19 protein-coding genes are annotated in these 22,706 nt (G+C 44.1%); 7 read left to right on the plus strand and 12 right to left on the minus strand.

The window, feature by feature from the left end; genetic code table 11:
- Positions 1–276 precede the first annotated feature (276 nt).
- From tnpA to KI659_RS10410, 6 genes are all read right to left on the minus strand, one after another.
- Positions 277–726 (minus strand): IS200/IS605 family transposase, encoded by a 450-nt coding sequence (gene tnpA, locus KI659_RS10385; RefSeq protein ID WP_213945288.1) that lies wholly within the window; start codon positions 724–726, stop codon positions 277–279.
- A 793-nt stretch (positions 727–1,519) separates the two neighbouring features.
- Positions 1,520–2,371: a 5-oxoprolinase subunit C family protein gene (locus KI659_RS10390; RefSeq protein WP_213945289.1), complete on the minus strand. Its 852-nt coding sequence runs from the start codon at positions 2,369–2,371 to the stop codon at positions 1,520–1,522.
- Positions 2,364–3,053, minus strand: coding sequence for a 5-oxoprolinase subunit B family protein (locus KI659_RS10395; protein ID WP_213945290.1), 690 nt, complete (start codon positions 3,051–3,053; stop codon positions 2,364–2,366). The genes KI659_RS10390 and KI659_RS10395 overlap by 8 nt, the downstream gene beginning before the upstream one ends.
- Positions 3,050–3,766, minus strand: a complete 717-nt coding sequence (gene pxpA, locus KI659_RS10400; protein WP_213945291.1) for a 5-oxoprolinase subunit PxpA — start codon at positions 3,764–3,766, stop codon at positions 3,050–3,052. The genes KI659_RS10395 and pxpA overlap by 4 nt, the downstream gene beginning before the upstream one ends.
- Positions 3,760–4,983 carry an Nramp family divalent metal transporter gene (locus KI659_RS10405; protein ID WP_213945292.1) on the minus strand — a complete coding sequence of 408 codons (1,224 nt, stop codon included), beginning with the start codon at positions 4,981–4,983 and terminating at the stop codon, positions 3,760–3,762. The genes pxpA and KI659_RS10405 overlap by 7 nt, the downstream gene beginning before the upstream one ends.
- Positions 4,984–5,014: 31 nt before the next feature.
- Complete coding sequence (locus KI659_RS10410; protein WP_213945293.1) at positions 5,015–5,692, minus strand: DUF2490 domain-containing protein; 678 nt, start codon at positions 5,690–5,692, stop codon at positions 5,015–5,017.
- A 210-nt stretch (positions 5,693–5,902) separates the two neighbouring features.
- On the opposite strand from KI659_RS10410, the gene KI659_RS10415 reads away from it, so the two are divergent.
- The 4 genes from KI659_RS10415 to KI659_RS10430 all read left to right on the plus strand — a co-directional run bounded on the left by KI659_RS10415 (position 5,903) and on the right by KI659_RS10430 (position 10,319).
- Complete coding sequence (locus KI659_RS10415) at positions 5,903–6,547, plus strand: tetratricopeptide repeat protein (RefSeq protein WP_213945294.1); 645 nt, start codon at positions 5,903–5,905, stop codon at positions 6,545–6,547.
- A 98-nt stretch (positions 6,548–6,645) separates the two neighbouring features.
- Positions 6,646–7,986 carry a Trk system potassium transporter TrkA gene (gene trkA, locus KI659_RS10420; protein WP_213945295.1) on the plus strand — a complete coding sequence of 447 codons (1,341 nt, stop codon included), beginning with the start codon at positions 6,646–6,648 and terminating at the stop codon, positions 7,984–7,986.
- Positions 7,987–7,989: 3 nt separating this feature from the next.
- Positions 7,990–9,441 (plus strand): TrkH family potassium uptake protein, encoded by a 1,452-nt coding sequence (locus KI659_RS10425; RefSeq protein WP_213945296.1) that lies wholly within the window; start codon positions 7,990–7,992, stop codon positions 9,439–9,441.
- 74 nt (positions 9,442–9,515) lie between these two features.
- The gene (locus KI659_RS10430; RefSeq protein WP_213945297.1) at positions 9,516–10,319 is read left to right on the plus strand and encodes a PhzF family phenazine biosynthesis protein; all 804 of its coding nucleotides are present in this window, start codon (positions 9,516–9,518) and stop codon (positions 10,317–10,319) included.
- Here KI659_RS10430 and KI659_RS10435 read toward each other — a convergent pair.
- The 4 genes from KI659_RS10435 to KI659_RS10450 all read right to left on the minus strand — a co-directional run bounded on the left by KI659_RS10435 (position 10,316) and on the right by KI659_RS10450 (position 16,616).
- Positions 10,316–12,190 (minus strand): tetratricopeptide repeat-containing sensor histidine kinase, encoded by a 1,875-nt coding sequence (locus KI659_RS10435; protein WP_213945298.1) that lies wholly within the window; start codon positions 12,188–12,190, stop codon positions 10,316–10,318. The two genes, KI659_RS10430 and KI659_RS10435, sit on opposite strands and share 4 nt — an antisense overlap.
- A gap of 134 nt (positions 12,191–12,324) precedes the next feature.
- On the minus strand, positions 12,325–14,778 hold the full coding sequence (locus tag KI659_RS10440; RefSeq protein ID WP_213945299.1) for a ligase-associated DNA damage response DEXH box helicase: 2,454 nt from the start codon (positions 14,776–14,778) through the stop codon (positions 12,325–12,327).
- On the minus strand, positions 14,759–16,360 hold the full coding sequence (locus KI659_RS10445; RefSeq protein WP_213945300.1) for an ATP-dependent DNA ligase: 1,602 nt from the start codon (positions 16,358–16,360) through the stop codon (positions 14,759–14,761). The genes KI659_RS10440 and KI659_RS10445 overlap by 20 nt, the downstream gene beginning before the upstream one ends.
- Before the next feature lies 1 nt (position 16,361).
- On the minus strand, positions 16,362–16,616 hold the full coding sequence (locus KI659_RS10450) for a DUF7218 family protein (protein ID WP_213945301.1): 255 nt from the start codon (positions 16,614–16,616) through the stop codon (positions 16,362–16,364).
- 182 nt (positions 16,617–16,798) lie between these two features.
- Between KI659_RS10450 and KI659_RS10455 the strand changes: the two genes are divergently transcribed.
- The 3 genes from KI659_RS10455 (at position 16,799) to KI659_RS10465 (ending at position 20,425) form a co-directional block, all read left to right on the plus strand.
- Positions 16,799–17,260 carry a hypothetical protein gene (locus tag KI659_RS10455; RefSeq protein ID WP_213945302.1) on the plus strand — a complete coding sequence of 154 codons (462 nt, stop codon included), beginning with the start codon at positions 16,799–16,801 and terminating at the stop codon, positions 17,258–17,260.
- 256 nt (positions 17,261–17,516) lie between these two features.
- The gene (locus tag KI659_RS10460; RefSeq protein WP_246535359.1) at positions 17,517–18,767 is read left to right on the plus strand and encodes a S8 family serine peptidase; all 1,251 of its coding nucleotides are present in this window, start codon (positions 17,517–17,519) and stop codon (positions 18,765–18,767) included.
- Positions 18,768–19,198: 431 nt separating this feature from the next.
- Positions 19,199–20,425 carry a S8 family peptidase gene (locus KI659_RS10465; protein ID WP_213945303.1) on the plus strand — a complete coding sequence of 409 codons (1,227 nt, stop codon included), beginning with the start codon at positions 19,199–19,201 and terminating at the stop codon, positions 20,423–20,425.
- 241 nt (positions 20,426–20,666) lie between these two features.
- On the opposite strand, the gene KI659_RS10470 is transcribed toward KI659_RS10465, so the two are convergent.
- Both KI659_RS10470 and KI659_RS10475 read right to left on the minus strand, forming a co-directional pair.
- The gene (locus KI659_RS10470; protein WP_213945304.1) at positions 20,667–20,894 is read right to left on the minus strand and encodes a DUF3820 family protein; all 228 of its coding nucleotides are present in this window, start codon (positions 20,892–20,894) and stop codon (positions 20,667–20,669) included.
- A 338-nt stretch (positions 20,895–21,232) separates the two neighbouring features.
- Positions 21,233–22,651, minus strand: coding sequence for a Glu/Leu/Phe/Val family dehydrogenase (locus KI659_RS10475; protein WP_213945305.1), 1,419 nt, complete (start codon positions 22,649–22,651; stop codon positions 21,233–21,235).
- Between the last annotated feature and the right edge of the window lie 55 nt (positions 22,652–22,706).

Here is a 22,706-nt window from a genome sequence, read left to right on the forward strand (position 1 = left end):
GGTGGATGCTGTCCACGGGTTGCACCCGTGGTTACTTACATCAAGTCTTCCAGGCTTGGGGAGGCCTGCAGGTTTCCAGGTTTGTCAATTCTCTTTTGTATTCAACTCCTCCGGATTTGGATAGTTAAGATCATACCTATCCACTCAATCAACCCCAGCGGGGTTGAATGTGAATAACCCCGGGTGGAACCCGGGGAACGGTAAGGTGAAAATTCGGTTAACCCCGGAGGGGTTGAACCTCTGTGTGTAAAGGCCACCTATAATAAAGTCATGGTATTACCCCAACATATATTCTTCTTTAAAAGCCACCCCATTTTCAATCAGCAGTCTTTTATATTCCTCATAAAATGACTCCTTCTTATGATGTTCTTTTTGATTGATTATGTAGTTGATTATCGCATCCTTATCCCTATAGGAATATGTAAATGCACCATATCCATTAGCCCAGCCCTCCCAAAGGGGGAAATTTTTGTTTTCTTTCAACCAAATACTGCTTGAAACCTTAATGTCCTTAATAAATTCTGCTAAACTTATCTTAGGATGGAGGTCAGTAAAGAGGTGAATATGATCGGATATACCATTGACCCTGTATAGCTTGCAGTCTTTGTTTTTAATTATGCCCCAAATATATCTGTATAATTCTTCACAGTGTGCCTCGGGGATAGTGTGCTGTCTTCTTTTGGTACTAAAAACTATCTGGTAAAAAACCTGTTTATAACTGCTCATTTTTCTAAAAAATTGATGATATCTAAGTTAGGGAAAAAAACCTTGAATTTACGCTTTGGCTTTATGGACTTTAGCGTCCTACGCATTGATATTCAACTCCTCCGGAGTTTTGGGATGGTGTTGGATACTCTCCACGGGTTGCACCCGTGGTTACTTACATTCAAGTCTTCCAGACGTGGGGAGGCAGGTCCGATCTGTAAGTCCGTTATTCTTCTGTCGATATTCAACTCCTCCGGAGTTGTGGGGCTTGGTGGTGGCTGCTGCCCACGGGTTGCACCCGTGGTTACTTACATTCAAGTCTTCCAGACTTGGGGAGGCAGGTCCGATCTGTAAGTCCGTTATTCTTCTGTCGATATTCAACTCCTCCGGAGTTGTGGGGCTTGGTGGTGGCTGCTGCCCACGGGTTGCACCCGTGGTTACTTTCATTCAAGTCTTCCAGACTTGGGGATGCAGGTCTAATCTTTAAGTCCGTTATTCTTCTCGCGAAATTCAACTTCCGCGGAGTAGTGGGGCTAGGTGGTGGATGCTGTCCACGGGTTGCACCCGTGGTTACTAACATTCAAGTCTTCCAGACTTGGGGATGCAGGTCTAATCTTTATGTCCGTTATTCTTCTCGCGATATTCAACTCCCGCGGAGTTGTGGGGCTAGGTGGTGGATGCTGTCCTCGGGTTGCACCCGTGGTTACTAACATTCAAGTCTTCCAGACTTGGGGATGTGGGTCCGATCTGGGGAGGTAGATCCGGCTCCTAAGCCAACCAACAATCATTATTGGTGAGATTGTGGAGACAACTTTTAGACAATTTCAAACATGAACTTTTGGCCGGGCTTCATCTGGACTGCCAGATTCAGTTGGGGTTCTTCCATAAAGAGGATTCTGGGGTACCCGCCCGTGATTTGTGCCTCCATTAAAAGCAATATCATCTTGCCGCCAGGGGTAAGTTGGACCATGCCGGGGAAGATGGGAGAGGTGAGGATTTCAAGCCGGTTTGCCGGAAGCAGTTCATGGATTGGAGCGGCCATACGGTTTCTTTCGGAGGTAAAGCTAAAGCTGTCAGTCCGTAATTTCCGGATAATCTCCTCTGGCAACAGGCTGAATTCCGGTCCTTTTCTGACCTTTAATACTTTCACCTTTTCCCATGGAAATGCGGGTTTCACCCTGGAACTGGATGCTGAAAACAGGAAGTCCTGGCTGCTGTAATTGATTGTGTTCCCTTTTAATAAACCCGATAAAACTGTAATTCCTGGAGAAAGGCTTTGGCTTCCCAGGACCTTTTCCGAATCAAATCCACCAACAATCCCCAGGTAGGCCCAGGAACCAGATTCCAGGGTTTTGATTTTTATGACGTCATCGGGCTTCAGGCTAAGTATGGCGTTGTTAGCTGGCGCGATACTTTTGCCATTCAGCACAAGGAATGCTTTTGCCCCGGTAATGGTTATGGTGGTTGAATAATGGAATTTCAACGTGGGACCAGGGGAAGCAAACTCCAGGCAACTGGCATTAAGGTCGTTTTGGAGAATGTGATTAGCCAAATGGAGGGATTGCCGATCCATGGCGCCAGAAAAAGGAACTGCAATGTCGCCTTGGGCAACTCTTCCCTCATCCTGAAGGCTACAATAAAGTCCGGGATCCAAAATTTCAAGCATACTTGATTTTTTCAGGTATTTTCCCTTCATACAGAGCCATTTCATTAAACTCAATGGGAAAAAACTCAATGATGTCACCTTCATTTCCCCAAACGGCAGGTGATCTTGTGGGATCAAACATCGTGATTGGAGTTTGGCCAATAACATGCCATCCACCTGGGCTTGTGCTGGGATAAATGCCCGTCTGCCTGCCGCCAATGGCTACGCTTCCGGCCTTTATTTCCCTCTCCGGGTTGGTTTTTCGTGCTGTGGCCAGCTTTTCATCCAAGCCACCAAGGTATAAAAATCCTGGCAAGAAACCATAGAAATGAATATGATATGAAACTGAGGAATGAAGCCTTATGATTTCTATGATGGAAAGGTTCTTCAATTCTGAAAGCTTCTCCAGGTCCTTTCCGTTATAGCACACGGGGATTTTCCATAGGTGCTTTTCCATTTTGCTTTCCCCTGCATAATTGGACAGAATATTTCTAGAGATGGTCAGGATCTCTTTTGAATCCTGCGGCTCGGCAAAGTAAAGTCCAAGATTGTGAAAACCAGATACCGCCCGTAGCAAGGTGTGCGGATAATGCTCTATCAGCTTCTTTTTAACGTGGGCCTTTTGATAAAGGATTTCTGTTGAAATTTCTTTTAGCCATTGAACTTCAACGATATGAGGCGCTATTTGGAAAATTTCTATCATTCAAATTTGGGGAAATTTTTCCGTATGAATTTGGCGATTTCCAAGGCATTGGGGTTGTCACCATGGATGCATAAGGTTTGAATTTTAGCTGGAATGGCTTTGCCGTTTTCGGTGACAATTTTGTGATCCTTGATCATGGAAGCCACATGGGCCAAGATTTTCTCCTTCTCGGTTAGGACTGCATGGGGAAGATTTCTGCTGACCAGCTTCAGTTCATCGGTATAATTTCTATCTGCAAAACCTTCACTCCAAGAATCCAACCCATGCCGATGAGCGGCCTTTTTCAACTCCCCATTTTCCAAAGTATAAATGATAGCAAATGGAAAAACTTGCTGGACTGCATTGATTACGCAATTGGCTGTTTCTGGATCTAAGGCTGCTTGGTTATATAGCGCCCCATGGGGTTTTACATGATGTATGGAAGCATCTTGTTTGTCCAACAGATCTTTAAAATAGGTCATTTGTTGGACAAGGGATATTTGCAATTCAGCAAGGGGTATGTTTAGGACTTTTCTGCCAAAGTTTTCCCTGTCCGGATAGGAGGGGTGGGCTCCGATTTTGACTTGATTCATTTTGGCAGCCTGTATGGCGGTAGTGATCACTGCCTCGGATCCCGCATGTGCCCCGCAGCTAATGTTGCAGCTGGTCAGATAAGGCATAAGCTTGATGTCATCCAAGCCTCCTTCCCCCAAATCACAATTTAAATCTACCATATTCCCATTACTTTTAACAAGCTGCCCATGCCGAGTAATAAAGTTAACAACCAGCAGGCGATTCCCCAAAGGTTTTGAAGAGGGGAATTGACTAGCTTACCCAATAGTTTTTTTTCATTGATCACCACTAAGATGTAGGTGGCGATGAGGGGCAAGAGTACCCCGTTGGCCAGCTGGGCAAAGGTGATCAGCTGCACCGGCCGCATGCCCAAAGAGGCAAAAATCAAACCAAGCAATACGATAAAACCCATGGAAAGTCTCATTGGCAGGGTTCTGAAATCCTGTGATAGTCCAAAGCATCCGGTTAGTACCAATGCACCAGCCAAGGGCGCGGTCATGGCTGAAGTGACGCCAGCGGCCAGCAATCCGGCCGAGATTAAATATTTGGCCAATATTCCAAAGGTTGGCTCCAGGCCCAGCGCCAAATCAGCCGCACTTTCCACCTCCATTGCAGTGCCTCCTGCAGCAGTGATTACAATGGCTCCCGAGATCAGTCCACCAAGTGCAATACTTACCATCGTGTCCACTCGCACTAGCTTGAGGTCAGAAGTGGATTTCCATTTCTTTGCCACCAGGGCGCTGTGTAGAAATAAATTGTATGGCACCACCGTAGTACCCAAAAGCGCCACAACCGTAATGATGTTCCTTGAGTTGACAGTGGGTGAAAATCCTGCAAAAAGGTCATGAAAGGAAGGTTTGGTCATGATAGCTGCTGTCAAAAATGTGAGGCTCATCAGGATGACCAATGTGGTGAGGATTTTTTGGATGGCTTGGTAACTGCCGAGCAAAAGCAAAATCAGGGCAATCAATCCAATGAAAAGACTATAGAGGTTAATGGTAAAATTGCTTGCATGGATAGGAGGCAAATCCAAAAGCAAGGCTGCCCCAAGCGCTGCTCCCCCGATGTTTCCGGCTTCGTAGGCAGCATTGCCAAGGAAAATGGCTAGAATGACCAAGCCTATTCCGAATATCCTTAGCAACCTGTTGTGGATGGTCTGGCCAAGTAAGTTGGCCAGACCTAACTGTGTGGCCAGTCCTATGCGGGAGGACATTTCCTGGAATACGATGGTTATCAACACCGAAAAAAATATCGCCCAAAGCAGCTCGTATCCATAACTTACACCGGCAATGGTGCACACGGTGACCGTGCCTGGACCTATAAAGGCCGCGGCGATCAATGGACCGGGCCCAATATATTCTTTAAGGGTTCTTTTCATCTTGATGGGTACAATATACCCATCGTAAACATTATTTACCTAATAAATATAAATTAGAAGTCAGGCCAAGTTGCATGTACCCCTTGGTTTTACCGGCAAAATTCTGGGCCATATAGCCCGCCTGCAGGTTGGTGGCAGTGGTAAATTGATATCCCAAGGCCGTGTAAAAGCGGTTCCGGTCGTAAGGACTGGATTCAAATTGATGCAAGAATAATTCATTATACACCGCGCCAAATACGGTTTTGGGCTGCATTACGCGGTTATTGAAAGGTATGGTGGCCATCAGGCGGTAACGGATCCGATCCCTGTAGCGGTCCCCCACAAAACGCTGCTCCAGTCTTCCTCGGTGCTCGATAGCCACCCGGCCAATGGCATGAAAATGCATGACCTGTTGCCAGATGCGGTGCTCCACCACTTTGTCAGCCACCACATCCTCCGGAGGGTAACTTTCTATATAGCCATAACCGGCAGTCAACCAGGTTTTCTGATTGAGGTGGTAATTCAGGCCGCCTCTAATTAGCAGTTGCTCTTCTTTGGCGGAGATGTCATAAAAACGGTCCTGGATTTCGGTGTGCAAGCTCCACTTTTCGTGAAACCTGGTCCTGTTGAAAAACATCAGCCAGCCCCCAACTTCATTGTTTACTAGGCTTTGGCTGTAAACATCCAGGGTTAGTACCAGAAGTCCGGTAAGGAGGAGAAGTCGTTTCATAAACTTTAACTTACTTGAAAGGTTAATTTTGAACAAAATTACTACCTTAATAACTATAATACTGTGACATATTGTACATGCAGTCTTAAATAAGGTATGAATGGTACAGTATAAAAACTTTACTTTAGCTTGTCTTAAATGATTAAATTAGGTTTGAATTCAATGCGTTTAAATAAAAGGAAATCATTTTCTTTTATTCCAATATTAATAATGTGTTTTCTCTCTTTGGTTCAGGTTTCTTTTGCGCAGGAGGTGGAAATAGAAGTGGATGCAGAGGATAGGGAGAAAGCCATCCGGTTGACCGATCAGGGGATCTCCCAAATCGAACGAGGCAACTATCCCGCTGCCATCAGAGATATTGAGGATGCCATTTCCATTGACTCCACCTTTCATCCTGCCTACATCAACCTGTACTCGGCTTACATCAACACTCAGGGCGATAAATCCAACTTGATAAAGCTTCTTGAAAAAGGGAATAGGGTCTTCAGGGAAGACGATGAGCTCACATATTACCTTGGGTATGTGTATTATGAAAAAAATGAATTGGAAAAGGCAATTGAGCTTTTCAGCGAAGCCATACGCTACAGTAAAATAAACGGGGAGGACTTCCCGCTGGTATATGCCTACCATTTCAACCGAGGGAATGCCCACCTCAAGCTTGCCCGTTACCAAAAAGCCGTGGAGGACTTCAGCTATGCCCTCAAGCTCAATCCCGACCATCCGGACATCCTGGTCAACAAGGGGATAAGCCATTATAGGCTAGACCAGAAGAGCCAGGCATGTAGAGATTGGCGGAAATCGGTGGAAGAGGGCAGTGATACCGCTACCAAATATATCAACCAGTTTTGCAGGTGATTTATATAGATGATTTCTGAATTAGGAATTTATAGTAAATATTACAGAATAATGTATGTAAATTTGCCACCTGCCTAAAAAAGCAAACGTTTCAGGATATGAATATAGTCATCGCTGGGGCCGGGGACATGGGATACCATCTGGCTGAGCATCTGAGTTACGAAAACAAGGACATCATCTTGATTGATACCGAGAAGGATATTCTGGAAAACATTTCGAGTAGATTAGATGTGTTGACCGTTTGGGGGGATTCAGCCTCCCTGGATATTTTGAAAAAAGCCAATGTGGGGCAAGCCAGTTTGGTGCTTGCCGTCACCACCTCGGAGAAAACCAATATCGTAACGGCCATGCTTGCCAAGCAGTTGGGTGCCAAAAAGGTGATCGCCAGAGTAAGAAACCACGATTACCTCGAGCCTGACAACCAAAGCTATTTTCATAACCTGGGCATAGATTCCATCATTTCGCCTTCCATGCTCTGCAGTATAGAGATTTCCCGAATGATGAAAAACTCTACTTTTTCGGATGTGTTTGAGTTTGAGGGTGGAAAGCTGAACGTGGTGGGCATTACCTTGGACCGCAACAGCCCGCTAATCAACAAAAAACTTTCCGACTCAAGTACCAACCCCATTTTTGAGGATATCCGGATCATCGCCATCATCCGTGACCAGCTTACCATCATTCCACGTGGGGATACGGTGATCAGAAGCAATGACCATGTGTTTTTTATCAGCAACAAAAAAGCGGTGGATTCCATCAAGGAATTAATTAACCATAAAGAAGTCCCCATCCGCAACATCATGATGATCGGGGGGGATGATTTGGCGTACAGCACTGCCTTGAGGATGGAGAGTAATTACAGGCTGACGCTGATACACAAAGATAAGGAACGATGCAAGTGGCTAAGCGAAAGGCTTTCGGAGACCTTGGTGATTCATGGTGATTATAAGAACATTGACCTGCTCATAGATGAAGGCTTGGAGGAAATGGATGGTTTTCTTGCCTTGACGGAAAGCTCCGAAACGAATATCATCACCAGTCTGAGTGCCAAAAACCACGGGGTTTACAAAACCATCGCCCACGTGGATACCCGTGAATACATCCACATCTCCCACAGTATAGGGGTGGATTCCCTGATCAACAAAAAACTTGTGGCGGCCAACCAGGTGAGTAGATACCTTAGAAAGGGCAAAGTGGAAGCGGTAACCGGGATATATGGTGTGGATGCAGAATTTGTGCAATATGTAGTAACCAAAAATAACAGGTTGACCAAAAAGCCCATCAGAGAGCTACACTTTCCAAGCACAGCTATCGTGGCCGGGGTAATCCGGGGGGAAAATGTCTTTATTCCTGATGGGGATTTCAGATTGGAGATGCATGATAAAGCTATTGTATTTGCCCTGCCGGCAGCTCAGCCTATTTTGGAAAAACTGTTTAATTAGATTATGATTCATTACACCGCAATTGGGAAAGTGATGGGAGGCCTATTGATGCTTTTGGCCGTACTGATGGTACCCAGTATCCTTTTTTCGTGGTATTACGATAGCCGTGATCTGATGCCCTTAGCCCATTCTGGGTTGATCAGCGGTGGTTTTGGTGCTCTGCTCTTTTTCAGTTTTAAGCGTGAGGACAATCTTATTAGGAAGCGTGAGGGGTACCTAATCGTGGCGTTGAGCTGGCTTTTCATGTCTGTTTTTGGAATGCTTCCCTACTTGTTTAGCGGTACGATCTCCTATTTGCCGGATGCTATATTTGAAACCGTTTCTGGACTCACCACTACAGGTGCCACAATTTTAGAGGATATCGAAAGCATGCCCGTAGGAGTGCTTACCTGGAGAAGCATGACCCAGTGGATAGGCGGATTGGGGATTATCGTATTGACGGTAGCCATATTTCCGCTTCTCGGGATTGGGGGGATTGAGCTTTTTGTGGCCGAGTCTCCGGGTCCGACTTCCGACAAGCTCCATCCCAGGATCCGCGAAACGGCAAAAAGGCTCTGGTTTGTATATGTTGGGCTTACTGTGTTGGTCATGATCCTCTATCGAATTGGCGGGATGGATCTGTTTGATGCGGTAAACCATGGGCTGACGACTATGGCTACCGGAGGTTTTTCGACCAAAAACGCCAGTATGGCTCATTTTGATATTCCGTTTATTCATTATGTAGCTATCATTTTCATGTTTTTGGCGGGTACAAACTTCACTTTGATTTACCTGGGCTTAAAAGGTAAGTTTAACAGAGTGTGGGCCAGTGATGAATTTAGGGCATATTTTACCACAGTGCTTTTTTTCATATTGGTGCTTACGGGACCTATATATTATTTTTCAGGCACTTCTTTCGAACAGGCTTTTCGGGATTCGGCGTTTCAAATCATTTCCTTGATTACCACCACAGGGTATGTGACGGCCGATTACACAGCCTATTCCGACGAAATGGTCATCATCTTTTTCATGTTACTATTTGCAGGGGCCAGTGCAGGTTCCACAAGCGGTGGAATAAAGTTTATTAGACACCTGACCTTTGTAAAAAACAGTTTGTTGGAATTTAAACGTATGGTTCACCCCAGGGCAGTTGTTCCCTTGAAAATCAATGGGGAAAGAGTAACCGGAAAAGTGATCACCCACATCATGAATTTCCTGCTGATTTACCTGGCTATTTTTGTGATAGGTAGCATGGTCATGTCTTTTGCGGGGTATGATATGTTGACTTCCTTTGGCTCTGTGGCTACAAGTTTGGGGAATGTCGGCCCTGCTGTGGCTTTGGTTGGCCCCATGGATAATTTCGCTTTCTTTTCACCTTTTGCCAAATTATTCCTTTGTTTCCTCATGCTTTTGGGAAGGCTGGAGCTGTTTACCATTCTGGTATTGTTCTCTCCATATTTTTGGCGTGCCAATTGATTGATTAGCCTTGATAATTTGAAGATGAGCAGGGTTTTGCTTATTTTAAGAATTGAACCGCAAAGAACCATTTTATGATTTTAAACTATCAAGTAATAGCAGTATTTACTGACAAAACCCTTGAGTATACGGGCAATCCTGCAGCCTGTTTTTATTTTAAAAGTCCCCTTGATGATGAGCAAATGCAGAAGATCGGCACCAAGGTCAGGCAGCCGGCTTCTACCTTTCTATGGCCTGCAGAGCAGGAGGGGCATTTTCATGTGAGATGGTTTGCTGTGGATGAGGAAATCAACCTTTGCGGACACGGGGCCGCTGCTGCCGCGATATTTTTGGGCAAGAAATTCAATAGCCATGAGCCCTTTACGCTTCACCATCGCAAAGGGACCGTAAGGGTACAGTGGCAGGAAAATGATACTTTTATCATCGAGCTGGAGGCAGTCCACCTGATCAAGGAAATTGAAGTTCCAGCAGCCATTGAAGAAGGATTAGGTATTCCCATCATGGCCATGTATGAGACGGATGGGAAGCATATCATTTTGGTGGAAAGCGAGAGTTTGATCAAAAAAATGAACCCAGACTTTGCTAAATTGAGAGGTTCTGATATTTATAGTTACGCTATAACTGCACCGGGCAAAAAAGCCCATTTTGTGAGCAGAACATTAGTGCCTCATTATCACCAGTTGGAGGATCACGCCACGGGTTCATCCCATGCCGCTTTGGTTCCCTTTTGGTCCAAGAAACTTATGAATGACGAGATGACCGCGCTACAACTCAGTGATAGGGGAGGCAGGTTCAAATGCCGGTTTAGGGAAGACCGAAACAAAGTCTATCTGGAAGGCAGGTATCAGATATTGGAAACCTGTACGGTAGAGATTTAGGCCTTGGGTAAAATGAAATAAAAGGTGGTGCCTTCTCCTTCTACGCTGTTTAGGGAGATGGTGCCATTGTTTTTTTCAATCAATTCCTTTGACAGTAGAAGCCCAAGCCCGCTTCCTTTTTCTTTTTTGGTGCCTACGGTGGTATAGAAGTTTGTCCCAAAGATTTGGTCCATATTTTCTGCGGCAATCCCTACTCCGGAATCAGAAATAAGAATCTTCCAGCTTTTGCCCAAGTCCTCTGCTTCCACACTGATCTCACCGCCTTCAGGGGTAAATTTCAGGGCATTGGTCAATAGATTACGCATCACGATGTCAATCATCCCACGATCTGCTTTTACCAACACAGAATCATCGATTACATTCACCAGCCGGATGTTTTTCTGCAGGGCGATTTGGTTTAGGTGATCTTCATTATCATCAAAAATACTTTTTATCCTCACAGTTTGCTTTAACGGACGCATTCCCTTCATTTGGGATCTTGACCACATAAGCAGGTTTTCAAGGAGAATACTGTTATTTCCCACATTTTGACTGATCAATGGAAGGATTTCCCTAAACTCCTGCTCGGTCAGGTCCTCTTCCTCTATCAATTGGATCAAGCCCCTTAAGCTGTTCAAAGGACCTCTGAGGTCATGGGCGAGGATGGAAAAAAGTTTATCCTTGACCATGTTGAGGTTTTTGAGTTCTTCGGCTTGGCTGGCAATTTCCTGTTTTTGGGCATTGAGTTTGGCTAGGTTCAATCTTTCCTGCTGATAAGAGCGATAATATATAAAGATCATGCAGCCGGAAAGGAATAGCAGAAACAGAAGCCCGATGTTAATCAGTTTTTTTTTGCTGGCCTGCTCTTCTTGGATTTTTCGATCCAGTTCCAGCGACTTGATTTCAGCCTCCTGTCTTCTTATTTTGAGGTTGGTGAGGTAACTGTTGGTTCTTTCATCCAAGAGTTGGTCTTTTCCGTCAATATAAGCCTGTTGATATTCAAAAGCTTTATCGTATTGTCCATAACTTGAATAAATCTCTGCCATGAGGTAATAAATGGACAAAATTGCTTCTAGGGAAGGGGTATGTTGATGGATTTCCAAAGCCTTATGGGCATATTCCATTGCCTGTCTGGTATTGCCGTTTTGATAATGCCATTCGGCGAATCTTTTAAAGGCAGTCATTTCCCCTCTGGTGTAATTCCCTTTGACATGTTCAAAATAAAGTTCATAATCTTGATAGGCTCTATCAAAATCCTTCAGTTTAAGGAAAAAATCTCCACGGAATAATATGGATGTCAGGTAATTCCGGTCGATGTGGTTTCCACGGATCTCCATGGATTTGTCAATGGCCTGAATGGCATCAATGTATCTTTCCAATTTATTATATACGGCACTGAACCCTATATAAGTATAGCCCAAGCCTTCTTGATGATCGATGGACTTAAAAATTCTCTCCGCTTCTTTGTAGTATTCCAATGCCTCGGTAGGATGTCCTTGGTAATTTAGGATTTGGGCAATGTTGTTGAGTGCATAACCTTCCTCTTTTTTATTGCCGATTTCTTTGGAGAGCACGAGGGCGTATTCGTAGTATTCCAAGGCTCTTTCGTGAAGGTCCAGGTTTCTGAACACCACCCCGATCCTGTTGTAGTTTTGAACTAGAAAATCAGCCTCATTCAGCACTAAACTTAATTGGATGGCCTCTTTGTAGAATTTCTGTGAGCTATCGGTATTATGGATCAGCCACGCAAAATCTGACAGTAACCTTAACTTGGCATGGTCATCTTTTTCTTGTTGGATTTGCTCATAGAGCTCTTGTGGATCCGTGTCCGGGATCTGTGCAAAAGCCAGTGAGGAAAGCATGCAGAGAAGCAGAAGAAACGCGGGCTTCAAAGAAATGAATTTTGTCAAAGTAAAAATGCTTTTGCAGTTATTTGGTATCTATTTGATAACCTTGGGTTTATTTAAGATTATCCAATCTTATCGCAATTTATTACTTTGCCTATTTTCTGCAAAACATTTCTACTTTATTTTATTAGTTGCGCCTGTATTTTTGCAATCCTGTCCTCGAGGGTTTCTGAAGTCAGCGTGGCCCGCAGCCTATCCACCATGATGGGGAAAGCAAATGGGGTAAACCTGCGGGTGTGGATGAGCTTGATTTCCTGTTGGTTGATTCTGTCTATAGCTTTTAATAGGCGGTCTTTCTCCATCTGCATGGAAAGGGCCTCGTCTTTTGCCTGTTGGAGCAGCAAGTTGTCGGGGTCATATTCGTCAAACACCCCAAAAATAATTCCCGAAGTAGCCTGTACGTGTCTATTGGTAATGGGCTTGCCTGGATATCCCTGAAAGATCAATCCTGCGATGGAGGCTATATCCCTGAATTTCCTTTTGGCCATCTCACTTTCATTGATACTGGCAAAAATATCCTCCATGAGGTTTTGGGTGCTGAAAAGATCCTCGGCAAGGGCATCCTCGATAGGGATATCACTATCCGACAATAGCTCAAAACCGTAATCATTCATGGCAATGCTAAAGCTTATAGGATATGAAACACTGATCCTATAAGCCACCAAGGCGCCCAATACCTCGTGGACAAACCTTCCTTCGAAGGGGTATAAAAATACATGAGAACCTTCTTTCGAAATGCTTTTTTCGATCAACAGGGTTTTTCTGTCCGGTACAAGGGAAAGTTCCTGCTGCAGCTCAAGTATGGGTTGGATGGTTTGCACCTCGATGGATTTCTTTCTGTCCGAAACCGCATTTTCCAATTCCTCCCTGAGCATTTCCGACATCTGTGATGAAAGGGGCAGGCGTCCTCCCATCCATCTGGGAATGATGTTGGTTTTTTTCTTGGATCGCCTGACGAGCACGCTCATTTCCTTCAGCTGCACATATTCCAGGCTTTTACCAGCAAAGAAAAACACATCGCCTTTGTTGAGTTTGGCAATAAAGCTTTCTTCCACCACACCTAGGTAACCTCCGGTCATGTATTTGACCTTTAGCATGGGATCACTCACTATGGTGCCCATGGAAAGACGATGACGCATGGCGACTTTTCTGCTGTTGACTTTGTAAAGTCCATCCTCCATCACCTCAACTTTTGAGAATTCTTCATAGCTGCCCAGCGATTTCCCTCCCTGGGTGACAAACTGAAGCGCCCAGTCAAATGCATCTGTGGTGAGGTTTCTGAAAGCATGTGTACTTTTTAACATCGTGTAAAGCTTTTCCTTGTAAAAACCCTCGCCCACAGCAATGGTCACCAAAAATTGACACAATACGTCATAGCTCAGCTCGTGGGGATGCTGGACTTCAAAACGCTGCTCGGCAATTGCTTTGCGGAGGGCACTGCCTTCAATTAATTCCAGGGAGTGGGTAGGTACAAAGAAAATCTTGCTGGGCAAGCCCGGTTGGTGACCGGCCCTTCCCGCCCGTTGGGCAAATCTGGAAACCCCCTTTGGGCCACCGACCTGGATCACCGTATCCACCGGTCGAAAATCAACACCCAAGTCCAAGCTGGAAGTGCAGATGACGAGTTTGAGCTTGCCCTCATGCAGGGCCTGCTCCACCCAGGACCGGACCTCATTATCCAGCGAGCCATGGTGCATGGCCACGAGGCCTGCCATCTCGGGGTATTTGTCCATGAGTTTCTGATACCAAATTTCCGTTTGGGATCGGGTATTGGTGAAAAGTAGAGTGGTTTTGCTTTCCTCTATGATGGGAATGATTTTGTCAATAAGTTTCACGCCCAGATGCCCTGACCATGGATATTTTTCCACCTCATCGGGCAGGATGGATTCCACAATTATTTCCTTATCAATATCGGCTTTAATAATAAATGGGTTTACCTCACTTGGCCCCATGAGGGTGGTATAGGCCTGTTCCATGTTTCCTATGGTGGCTGAAATCCCCCAGGTTTTGATGGGAGAGGGGGCAATGTGACGAAGGTAGCTCAGGGCCAGTTGGATCTGCACGCCTCTTTTGTTGGCCATGAGTTCATGCCATTCGTCAATAATTATGGTCTTTAGGCCTTTAAAAAGCTGATGGTTGTTTTTTTGGGCAAAAAGCAGATGGAGGCTCTCAGGTGTAGTGATGAGACACTCTGGCATTTTCTTTTTTTGCGCCTGTCGTTCCTTGGGACTGGTATCACCATTACGGATGCTGACTGTCCAGGGCAGGCCTATTTCTTCGCAAAGGGTGCTCATGGCTTTTTGGATGTCTTTTGCCAGTGCCCGTAATGGGGTTACCCAGATGATTCGCAAGCCGTTTTTTTGGGGAGTTTGCCAAGTGCCTGGATTTTCCTGCATGTATTCCAGCAGGGCGGGTATCCAGAGGGAATAGGTTTTCCCGCTTCCTGTAGGAGCATTCAAAATCCCGCTTTTTTCATTCAGATAAGCTTCCCAGGTTTCATATTGAAAGGGAAAGGGTTTCCAGCCCTTCTGGGCAAACCAGCGTTCAATTACCTCAAGCGGTTTTTCCTCCATATAAATTTAATAACTCCTTTAAATCTGTTAATGTGTTTGCTTCCTCTGGGTTTTTATCTTTTCGCCACCTTGCAATTCGCGGAAATCGTAAAGCAATTCCAGATTTATGCCTGCTGCTTTCCTGGATTCCTTCAAATGCAATTTCAAAAACCAGTTCGGGTTTTACCGTTCGAACAGGTCCAAATCTTTCCTTGGTGTTTCTTTTGATAAAATTATCAATCTGCCGCAATTCAGCATCTGTCAAACCCGAATAGGCTTTGGCAAATGGGACCAGCTGTCCATCTTGCCATACGGCCAAGGTGTAATCAGAATAGAGGTCTGCCCGCCTTCCGCTGCCTTTTTGGGCGTAAAGCAGAACACCATCAATGCTTAGCGGCTCAATCTTCCATTTCCACCAATCTCCTCTTTTTCTTCCCACACCATAAGGGGAATCCATTCTTTTCAACATCAGCCCCTCCGCCATCACGGCTCGGCTGTCTTCCCGGATATTGGCCAGTTCTTGCCAGGAGCCTCCTTCCACCACCTTGCTCAATTCCAGCTTCTGATGGCTTATGTTGGACTTCAATTCCTCCAATAATTTCCTTCTTTCCACCAATGGGCTGGTCCTGATGTCTGCTCCCTGCCATTCCAAAACATCGTAGGCTATGAAAGAGATCGGGGCGTCTTTCAATATCTTTTTGGTTAGGTTTTTTCGGCCTATCCGGGTCTGGAGGATCCCAAAGGACAACGGATAACCATCCTGAAATGGAATGATTTCTCCATCCAAGACGGTTCCCTCGGGCAATTCTTTTCCCAGGTCCAAAAGTTCTGGGAATTTTTCGGTCACCAGCTCTTCTCCTCGTGACCATATGTAAACTTCTCCTTTGCGGTTGATCAACTGGCCCCGGATGCCATCCCATTTCCATTCCGCCAAATAGAAGGACACCTCATCGAGATTGTCCTCCGGCTGTTCAACGGGATGGGCCAGGTAAAAGGGATAGGGGCGGGAGAGGTTGTCTTCCCTATTTTCTTCAATGAGCAGTTTTTCAAAACTCGTCTTGTCTGGATCCCAGTTTCCCATGATTCTATGGGCCACCTCCGTTTTTTCCATTTCATATACTTCAGCCACAGCTCTGGTGACCAGATTCTGGCTCACCCCAACCCTAAAACTCCCTGTAATGAGTTTGGTGAAGACAAACCTTTCCTGCTTGTCGAGCACGCTCCAGGCCCAGGTGATTTTTCCTTTCTTTTCCTCATCTTCCAACCCCTCCATACCCAGCAAATAACTTATCCAAAAATGGAGTGGCTTGTCTTCCCGGCCTTTTGCAGGTGGGAGTAATAGACTGATCGTCTCGGCCAAATCGCCCACACTGTTATAGGATTCCTGAAAAAGCCATTCAGGGATCCCGGCGATTTCCTGACACCAGATCTTTAGCTTTGTCGTGGTGACCTGCCTCTTTGGTCGTTTGTGGGTAAAAAGGGCCAAAGACCAAAGCTTGTCTTTATCCTCTGCCTGTGAGAAATAGCTATGAAGCGCTTCTAGTTTGTCTGAGGTTTTGTTGGTTTGATCAAGAGCGGTAAATAGTGAAGCGAACAACTTCATCTTAGTGGTTTCTTAAAGCATCAATGAGTTCTTCCTTGCTCATCTTGGAACGGTTTTCAATGCCTATTTCCTGGGCCTTGTCATAAAGCTCCTCTTTGGTCCACTCCTCGTATTTTGGTGACTTTCCACCCTTTTTGCCTGTTTTGGAGCTATCGGAATTGGCAATACGTGCGGATTTTTCCTTTGAATATCCCTGATCGCGCAAAGCCTCATATTGCTCCTCGTTTTTTACACTGGGTCGCTTATCTTTAGCCATAATTGGTAAGGTTGAAGGTTAAAAATTAAAATTTACGCTGTATGCCAGTTGGAGACGGAAGACGGGAGACCGAAGACCGAACCTGGGACCGAGGACCGTGGGGGACAGGCGATAAAGCGTATATAACAATAAAGTAACTCTGATTGGATTAAAACGTTTACAAAAAAGAAATTACATCAATTATGATTCGGCTGCATATTATCCTCGCAATTCTACTTTTCGGCTTTTTTTCCTGCAATATAGATGAAGAAGAAATCTATACCGGACGTGAGCTTCAATACCAATTGTTTCCAGGCAGTGAATTTGACTTTTCTGGGGTGGCCACCGTACGGGAGTTGATTAGGGGAGGAGTGGAGCTGCAAATCCAGCTGGAAGGGCAAAAAAGCAATGATATTTATTACTACCCTGCCCATTTGCACTTTGGGGAAGCTTCGGAGGCCGGTGCCAATATGGCCTATATGCTCAACCCAGTAGATGCCAGGGCATTGTTGAGTATTACAAGTTTTCGCTATCTCACGGATGGGACTGAAATGAATTTTGAAAGATTTTCAGATTTTAATGGACATATTAAGATTCATTTGGCCGAAGATGGGCCTGAATATCAGGTGATTTTAGCCTTGGGAAATGTAGGTAGTAATACATAAAAACCACAAATAAGTATAAATGATTATTAAATAGGATTGATTGTAAAATTTATTTGAAAAAAGGCTTATTTAAAGCAATAATAAATAATCTACCTAGATGAATTTAATCTGAAAACTGGTCTGGTCATTGCAATAATCACAGTAATTCCTTAAAATGTTATAATTAATTAAGCGTTTTATATATTAAAGCAAATTTTTAATTATTAAGTCATTTTTCGGACTGCATTATTTTATAACCCTTATTAAATAATTGATTATGTTTAAGCCAGTTTACCGTTTCATTGGAAAGCCTTTGACGCTTTCCGCATTTTGTCTGGCCATAATGGCCTCTGGATGTCAGGATAGTCTTGACGAACAACACCTGAATCCTGATAACCTCGATGCTGAGGAAGAATTTGTGGGTTACCTGAATGGTGACATAATTCCAGGACAGTATATCGTCATATTAAATGAGCAGGGGATTACATTTCGAAAGGATGGCACTTATGCCGAGATCCAAGCTGCCATGAAAAAAGGAGCCTCAGACCTTTTGTTAGGGCACAAAATAGGAGGGGAAAACCTAAAAGAAGTTTTTGGAGCATCTGTTGAAGGATTTTCTGTCCGTATGACGGATGAGGAATATGACAGGGTAAGCCAGGATCCTAGGGTAAAATACATAGAAGAAGACCGGATGATGGCCGTATCCCGTCCAAGAAGAAATCAGTCAAACCGCTGGGATAATAGTGGGCCTACCAATACGCAAGAAGTATCCTATGGTGTGACCAGGGTAGGAGGGGCGACCTCTTATACAGGTGATAATGTCGCCTATGTATTGGATTCAGGAATTGACTTGGATCATGAGGATCTAAATGTGAATGCTTCCAGAGGATTTAACGCTTTTACAAGCGGGAGCGATGCAGAAAGCCTGAACGATGAAAACGGACATGGAACCCACGTAGCCGGGATAATCGGAGCACTGGACAACAATGTCGGTGTAGTTGGAGTGGCTGCCGGTGCGCCGGTAGTGCCTATTAAGGTATTGGATGCTGGTGGAAGCGGGCCTTATTCGGGTGTGATTGCCGGGATTGATTTTGTCGCTGCCAATGGAAATGCAGGGGACGTAGCCAACCTAAGCCTTGGTGGCCCAGGTTCCAACGCCATGGATGATGCGGTGATAGCCGCGGCCAACAAAGGTATTTATTTTGTGCTGGCGGCAGGTAACAATAATAATGATGCTGAGCATTACAGTCCAGGAAGAGTGAATGGCCAGAATATCTATACCATTTCGGCCATGGATTCCAGGGATAGATTTGCATCCTTTTCCAATTACGGTAATCCTCCAATTGATTATTGCGCACCGGGGGTAGGAGTAAATTCAACTTGGTTGAACAATCAATATAGAGTTATGAGTGGGACATCAATGGCAGCCCCCCATGTGGCAGGTATCAGATTGCTGGGAGAAATAAACAGCGATGGCCGGGTGAGAAACGATCCGGATGGCAACCGGGATATAATTGCGGTAAAATAGAATTTTCAAATTTTTTGATAAAAGTCACTTCGAAAGAGGTGGCTTTTTTTTGTTATAAGGCTATAATAACCATAAATAAATTTTAATCCATTGATATTTAATAATTTAGCAGTAGATGTATATACATAATTTGTCAGGATGAGCTCTTTTTGGAATAATCTTATGTTATAATGTGGAAAACTTTTTTAAAAAATTTTAAATAGGGCCAAAACTTTATTATTTTCATTTAAAAGTTAAATTGGTTGAAAAAATATTTTGAAAACAGAAGAAGTATTGTCATAATTTCAATAAATATTTGGTTTTTTAGATAGGAAGTGTTTTGGGTGGAAATTGTATGGTTTGGTTTTTGCCAACTATTTTTTCATAATTACAATCGGATACAAAATATTGTATCACTAAATTTATTTTAACACCCTTTATTAACTAAATGTATGTTTAAACCAGTTTACAGATTTATTGGAAAGCCGGCAGCGCTTTCAGCTTTTTGTCTCGCACTTGTAATGTCGGGTTGCCAAGACAACATGGATGAGAAAAACCAACTTGAAGTTGAAGATCTTATCGCTTTTTCAAATGGAGACCTGATTCCAGGTCAGTATATTGTGGTTCTGAATGAAAGTGGGATTTCATTCAGAAAAGATGGTAGCTATGAGGAAGTTCAGGCAGGCATGAGAAAGGATGCTTCCAACCTTTTGGCAAAGTACCGCATCAGCGGAGAGAATTTACGCGAAGTGTATGGGTCAACTCTTGATGGTTTTGCTGCTACTTTGACTCAGGCGGAATTTGATCAGATAAAGTCCGATCCTAATGTGAAGTATGTAGAACAAGACAGGTTCGTGGCTTTGGCTCCTCCTCCGGGCAGAGGTCCAGGAGGAGGTGGGGGAGCCACCGGCCAGACTGTACCTTACGGCATCACTAGAGTAGGTGGACATGCAAATTATACGGGTAACAATGTAGCCTATGTGTTGGACACCGGTATCGAGTTGGATCATGAAGACCTTAACGTGGATGCTTCTAAAGGTTTTAACGCCTTCACAAGTGGAAGAGACGGTAATTCCCTAACGGATGGCAATGGTCACGGTACGCACGTTGCAGGTACTATTGCTGCCATCGATAACAACATCGGTGTAGTGGGGGTAGCTGCTGGTGCACCGGTTGTTCCAATCAAGGTCCTTGACTCTAGAGGTTCTGGTTCTTATTCTGGTGTGATCGCTGGTGTTAACTTTGTCGGCGCAAACGGCAAAGCCGGTGATGTAGCCAACATGAGCTTGGGCGGTCCAGTTTCCCAAGCCCTTGATGACGCTGTTTTGGCTGCTTCAAACAAGGGAATCTGGTTTGTGCTTGCCGCTGGAAACGAAAGCAGAGATGCCAACCTTTCCAGCCCTGCTAGGGTAAATGGCACTTATATCTATACTATATCTGCGATGGACTCCAACGACAGATTTGCTTCCTTCTCCAACTGGGGTAACCCTCCTGTAGACTGGTGCGCACCGGGTGTGGGGATCAATTCTACTTGGATCAGCAACAGCTATAGGTCTATAAGTGGTACTTCCATGGCCGCTCCTCACGTAGCAGGAATCAGATTGCTAGGTAATGTAAGGCAGGACGGAAATGTTCAGAATGACCCTGATGGGACTCCTGATAAGATTGCAGTAAGGTAATCTGGCTTGGCAATATTAAAAGGCTGTTTTCCTTTATTGGGAGGACAGCTTTTTTTGTTTGGTCCAAGATAATATTTTTATTCAAACCAAATATTATATTTCAAATACAAAAAAACGCTAAATGTGCTAAAAAAAATGTGGTATAAATTTGCTTGTTAAAATTCTTTAATTTACATTTATATCACTAAGCAAATTAACTTTTTCATTTGTCACTAGCAACGTGAATGGCCCCAGAGGTCATTCACATTTTTTTTGCATATTTTTTTCGGAGCGGAAGTAAGAGATCCTCTAGTCCATTCAGCTTGATTTCGTACATGGTGCTAAGCCACATGCCTAACTTTCCATCGGGAAAACCTTCCCTTTTCATCCATACTAAATAATGTTCGGGTATATCACAAATAAGAAATCCCTTATATTTCCCAAAGGGCATCCGTTTGGTGACCACTTCTACTAAGACTTCATTTTCCATTGGGCTAAGGTAATTCTATTTGCTTATTTTGAAGCAAGCAGATTATGAATCAACAGACTTTATTTAGATTAATCCTAAATTTTCTATAAAAAGAACAATGATTGAGAGCTGTCGTTAATAAGTTATAACCAAAAACAGAGAAACCATGAAACCAATTAAAAAAGAGTCAGCTATCAATGAATGTCCTATCTGTCATGCTTCTGCAGTGGAACCATGCAAAAATCCGGAAAAGAAAGCATCCAGAGAATGCCCAAGAGTAAAGTAGGGCTATTAAGGATATTTAAAAGAGTAAGAAAAAGGTACCGCAAAATAGGCTAACTATTTTGCGGTTTTTCTTTTTAAGGAAATATGCCCAGATCCATGTAACTGATCGAGATTCTTTCAAGGGCAAGGACAAACCCTGCGATTCGGAGATTTTTTATATTTTTCTTTTTCCTTAACTCGTTCATGTTGTGATAGGCGTTGACCATCGTTTCTTCCAGTCCGGAATCAACCAGGTCTCTTTCGCTGGCACCTTTGATAATCGTCTCCCTTTGCTTTTCGGAAAATTTATATCCTGAGCTTTCTTCCATGATATCAACCAGATCGGAGAACTTCTGCTTTTCATATCGTTTTTGCAGCTTTCCAAACGAAACTCTAGAGAGGTTTTTTAGCCATTCAAAATAAGATACAGTGACCCCACCGGCATTTAAGTAAAGATCTGGAATGACCATTACGTTGTTTTCAGTAAGAATTTCCTCAGCTTCCCAGGAGACTGGGCCATTAGCTGCCTCTGCAATAATTTTGGCTTTAACATCTTTTGCATTGTCTGAAGTGATTTGATTTTCCAATGCAGCAGGCACCAATATATCGCATTCATAAGTCAATAGATCCGTTGATTCTTCGATAAACTTCCCTTTTTTGTATCCTTTGAAGCCATCGTTTTCAATTTTATAGCGATGGATTTCCTGTACATCAATTCCATCCTCATCGTACAATCCGCCATTGTATTCAGCAATACCGATAATCTTGGCTCCTGCTTGCTCCAAGTACATGGCGGTGTGGTAACCCACATTACCCATACCTTGTATAATGATCTTTTTGTCTTTCAGTCCCGTCTTGAGCCCTAGTTTTTTCATGTCCTCTTCCACACTCACAGCTTCTCTTAGGCCAAAAAAGACCCCTCGGCCAGTGGCCTCCGTTCTTCCCGGAATGCCGTGCAGGGAGAGCGGCTTGCCTGTCACACAGCCTTTGGCAGTAATGGAATCCGGGTGGAAAGCCATATAGGTATCGGTAATCCAGCCCATTTCCCTGGCACCTGTTCCGTAATCAGGGGCAGGAACATCGATGGCTGGGCCAATAAAATTCTTTTTGATCAATTCTGAAGTGTAGCGTCGGGTGATTTTCTCCAATTGGGTTTCTGTATAGTTTCTGGGGTTGATCTTCACGCCTCCTTTTCCTCCGCCATAGGGTATTTCCACTAGCGCACATTTGTAAGTCATCAATGCTGCCAGCCCTTTGATTTCTTCCACATTCACTTCCTCGCTATATCGGATACCGCCCTTAACCGGGACTTTGTGGTGGGAATGCTGAACTCTGAAACCTTTTATGACTTCTTTTGAGCCATCATCGTTTCTTAATGGAAAGTTGAATTCATAAATGCTGTTACATTCCTTGATTTGTTGCACCAGGGCCTTGTCCAAGTCAAGATGCTTGGTGGCTTTATCTACGAAATGATTTACTTCATCAAATAGGCTGTAATCATTGTTTTCTGACATACAGATTGGGTTTATATGTGAAAATTTTTTTCTGTTATAGATATCCGCAACCGGC

The organism is Litoribacter ruber, from assembly GCF_018449405.1.
Taxonomy (GTDB): domain Bacteria; phylum Bacteroidota; class Bacteroidia; order Cytophagales; family Cyclobacteriaceae; genus Litoribacter; species Litoribacter ruber.

Coding starts and splice junctions, on each gene's coding strand:
- KI659_RS10395 (WP_213945290.1), bottom strand. CDS start 3,053: ATGATAGAAATTTTCCAAATAGCGCCTCATATCGTTGAAGTTCAATGG.
- KI659_RS10410 (WP_213945293.1), bottom strand. CDS start 5,692: ATGAAACGACTTCTCCTCCTTACCGGACTTCTGGTACTAACCCTGGAT.
- trkA (WP_213945295.1), top strand. CDS start 6,646: ATGAATATAGTCATCGCTGGGGCCGGGGACATGGGATACCATCTGGCT.
- KI659_RS10425 (WP_213945296.1), top strand. CDS start 7,990: ATGATTCATTACACCGCAATTGGGAAAGTGATGGGAGGCCTATTGATG.
- KI659_RS10430 (WP_213945297.1), top strand. CDS start 9,516: ATGATTTTAAACTATCAAGTAATAGCAGTATTTACTGACAAAACCCTT.
- KI659_RS10390 (WP_213945289.1), bottom strand. CDS start 2,371: ATGCTTGAAATTTTGGATCCCGGACTTTATTGTAGCCTTCAGGATGAG.
- KI659_RS10440 (WP_213945299.1), bottom strand. CDS start 14,778: ATGGAGGAAAAACCGCTTGAGGTAATTGAACGCTGGTTTGCCCAGAAG.
- tnpA (WP_213945288.1), bottom strand. CDS start 726: ATGAGCAGTTATAAACAGGTTTTTTACCAGATAGTTTTTAGTACCAAA.
- KI659_RS10450 (WP_213945301.1), bottom strand. CDS start 16,616: ATGGCTAAAGATAAGCGACCCAGTGTAAAAAACGAGGAGCAATATGAG.
- KI659_RS10445 (WP_213945300.1), bottom strand. CDS start 16,360: ATGAAGTTGTTCGCTTCACTATTTACCGCTCTTGATCAAACCAACAAA.
- KI659_RS10415 (WP_213945294.1), top strand. CDS start 5,903: ATGTGTTTTCTCTCTTTGGTTCAGGTTTCTTTTGCGCAGGAGGTGGAA.
- KI659_RS10460 (WP_246535359.1), top strand. CDS start 17,517: ATGTTTAAGCCAGTTTACCGTTTCATTGGAAAGCCTTTGACGCTTTCC.
- KI659_RS10470 (WP_213945304.1), bottom strand. CDS start 20,894: ATGGAAAATGAAGTCTTAGTAGAAGTGGTCACCAAACGGATGCCCTTT.
- KI659_RS10465 (WP_213945303.1), top strand. CDS start 19,199: ATGTTTAAACCAGTTTACAGATTTATTGGAAAGCCGGCAGCGCTTTCA.
- pxpA (WP_213945291.1), bottom strand. CDS start 3,766: ATGGTAGATTTAAATTGTGATTTGGGGGAAGGAGGCTTGGATGACATC.
- KI659_RS10405 (WP_213945292.1), bottom strand. CDS start 4,983: ATGAAAAGAACCCTTAAAGAATATATTGGGCCCGGTCCATTGATCGCC.
- KI659_RS10455 (WP_213945302.1), top strand. CDS start 16,799: ATGATTCGGCTGCATATTATCCTCGCAATTCTACTTTTCGGCTTTTTT.
- KI659_RS10475 (WP_213945305.1), bottom strand. CDS start 22,651: ATGTCAGAAAACAATGATTACAGCCTATTTGATGAAGTAAATCATTTC.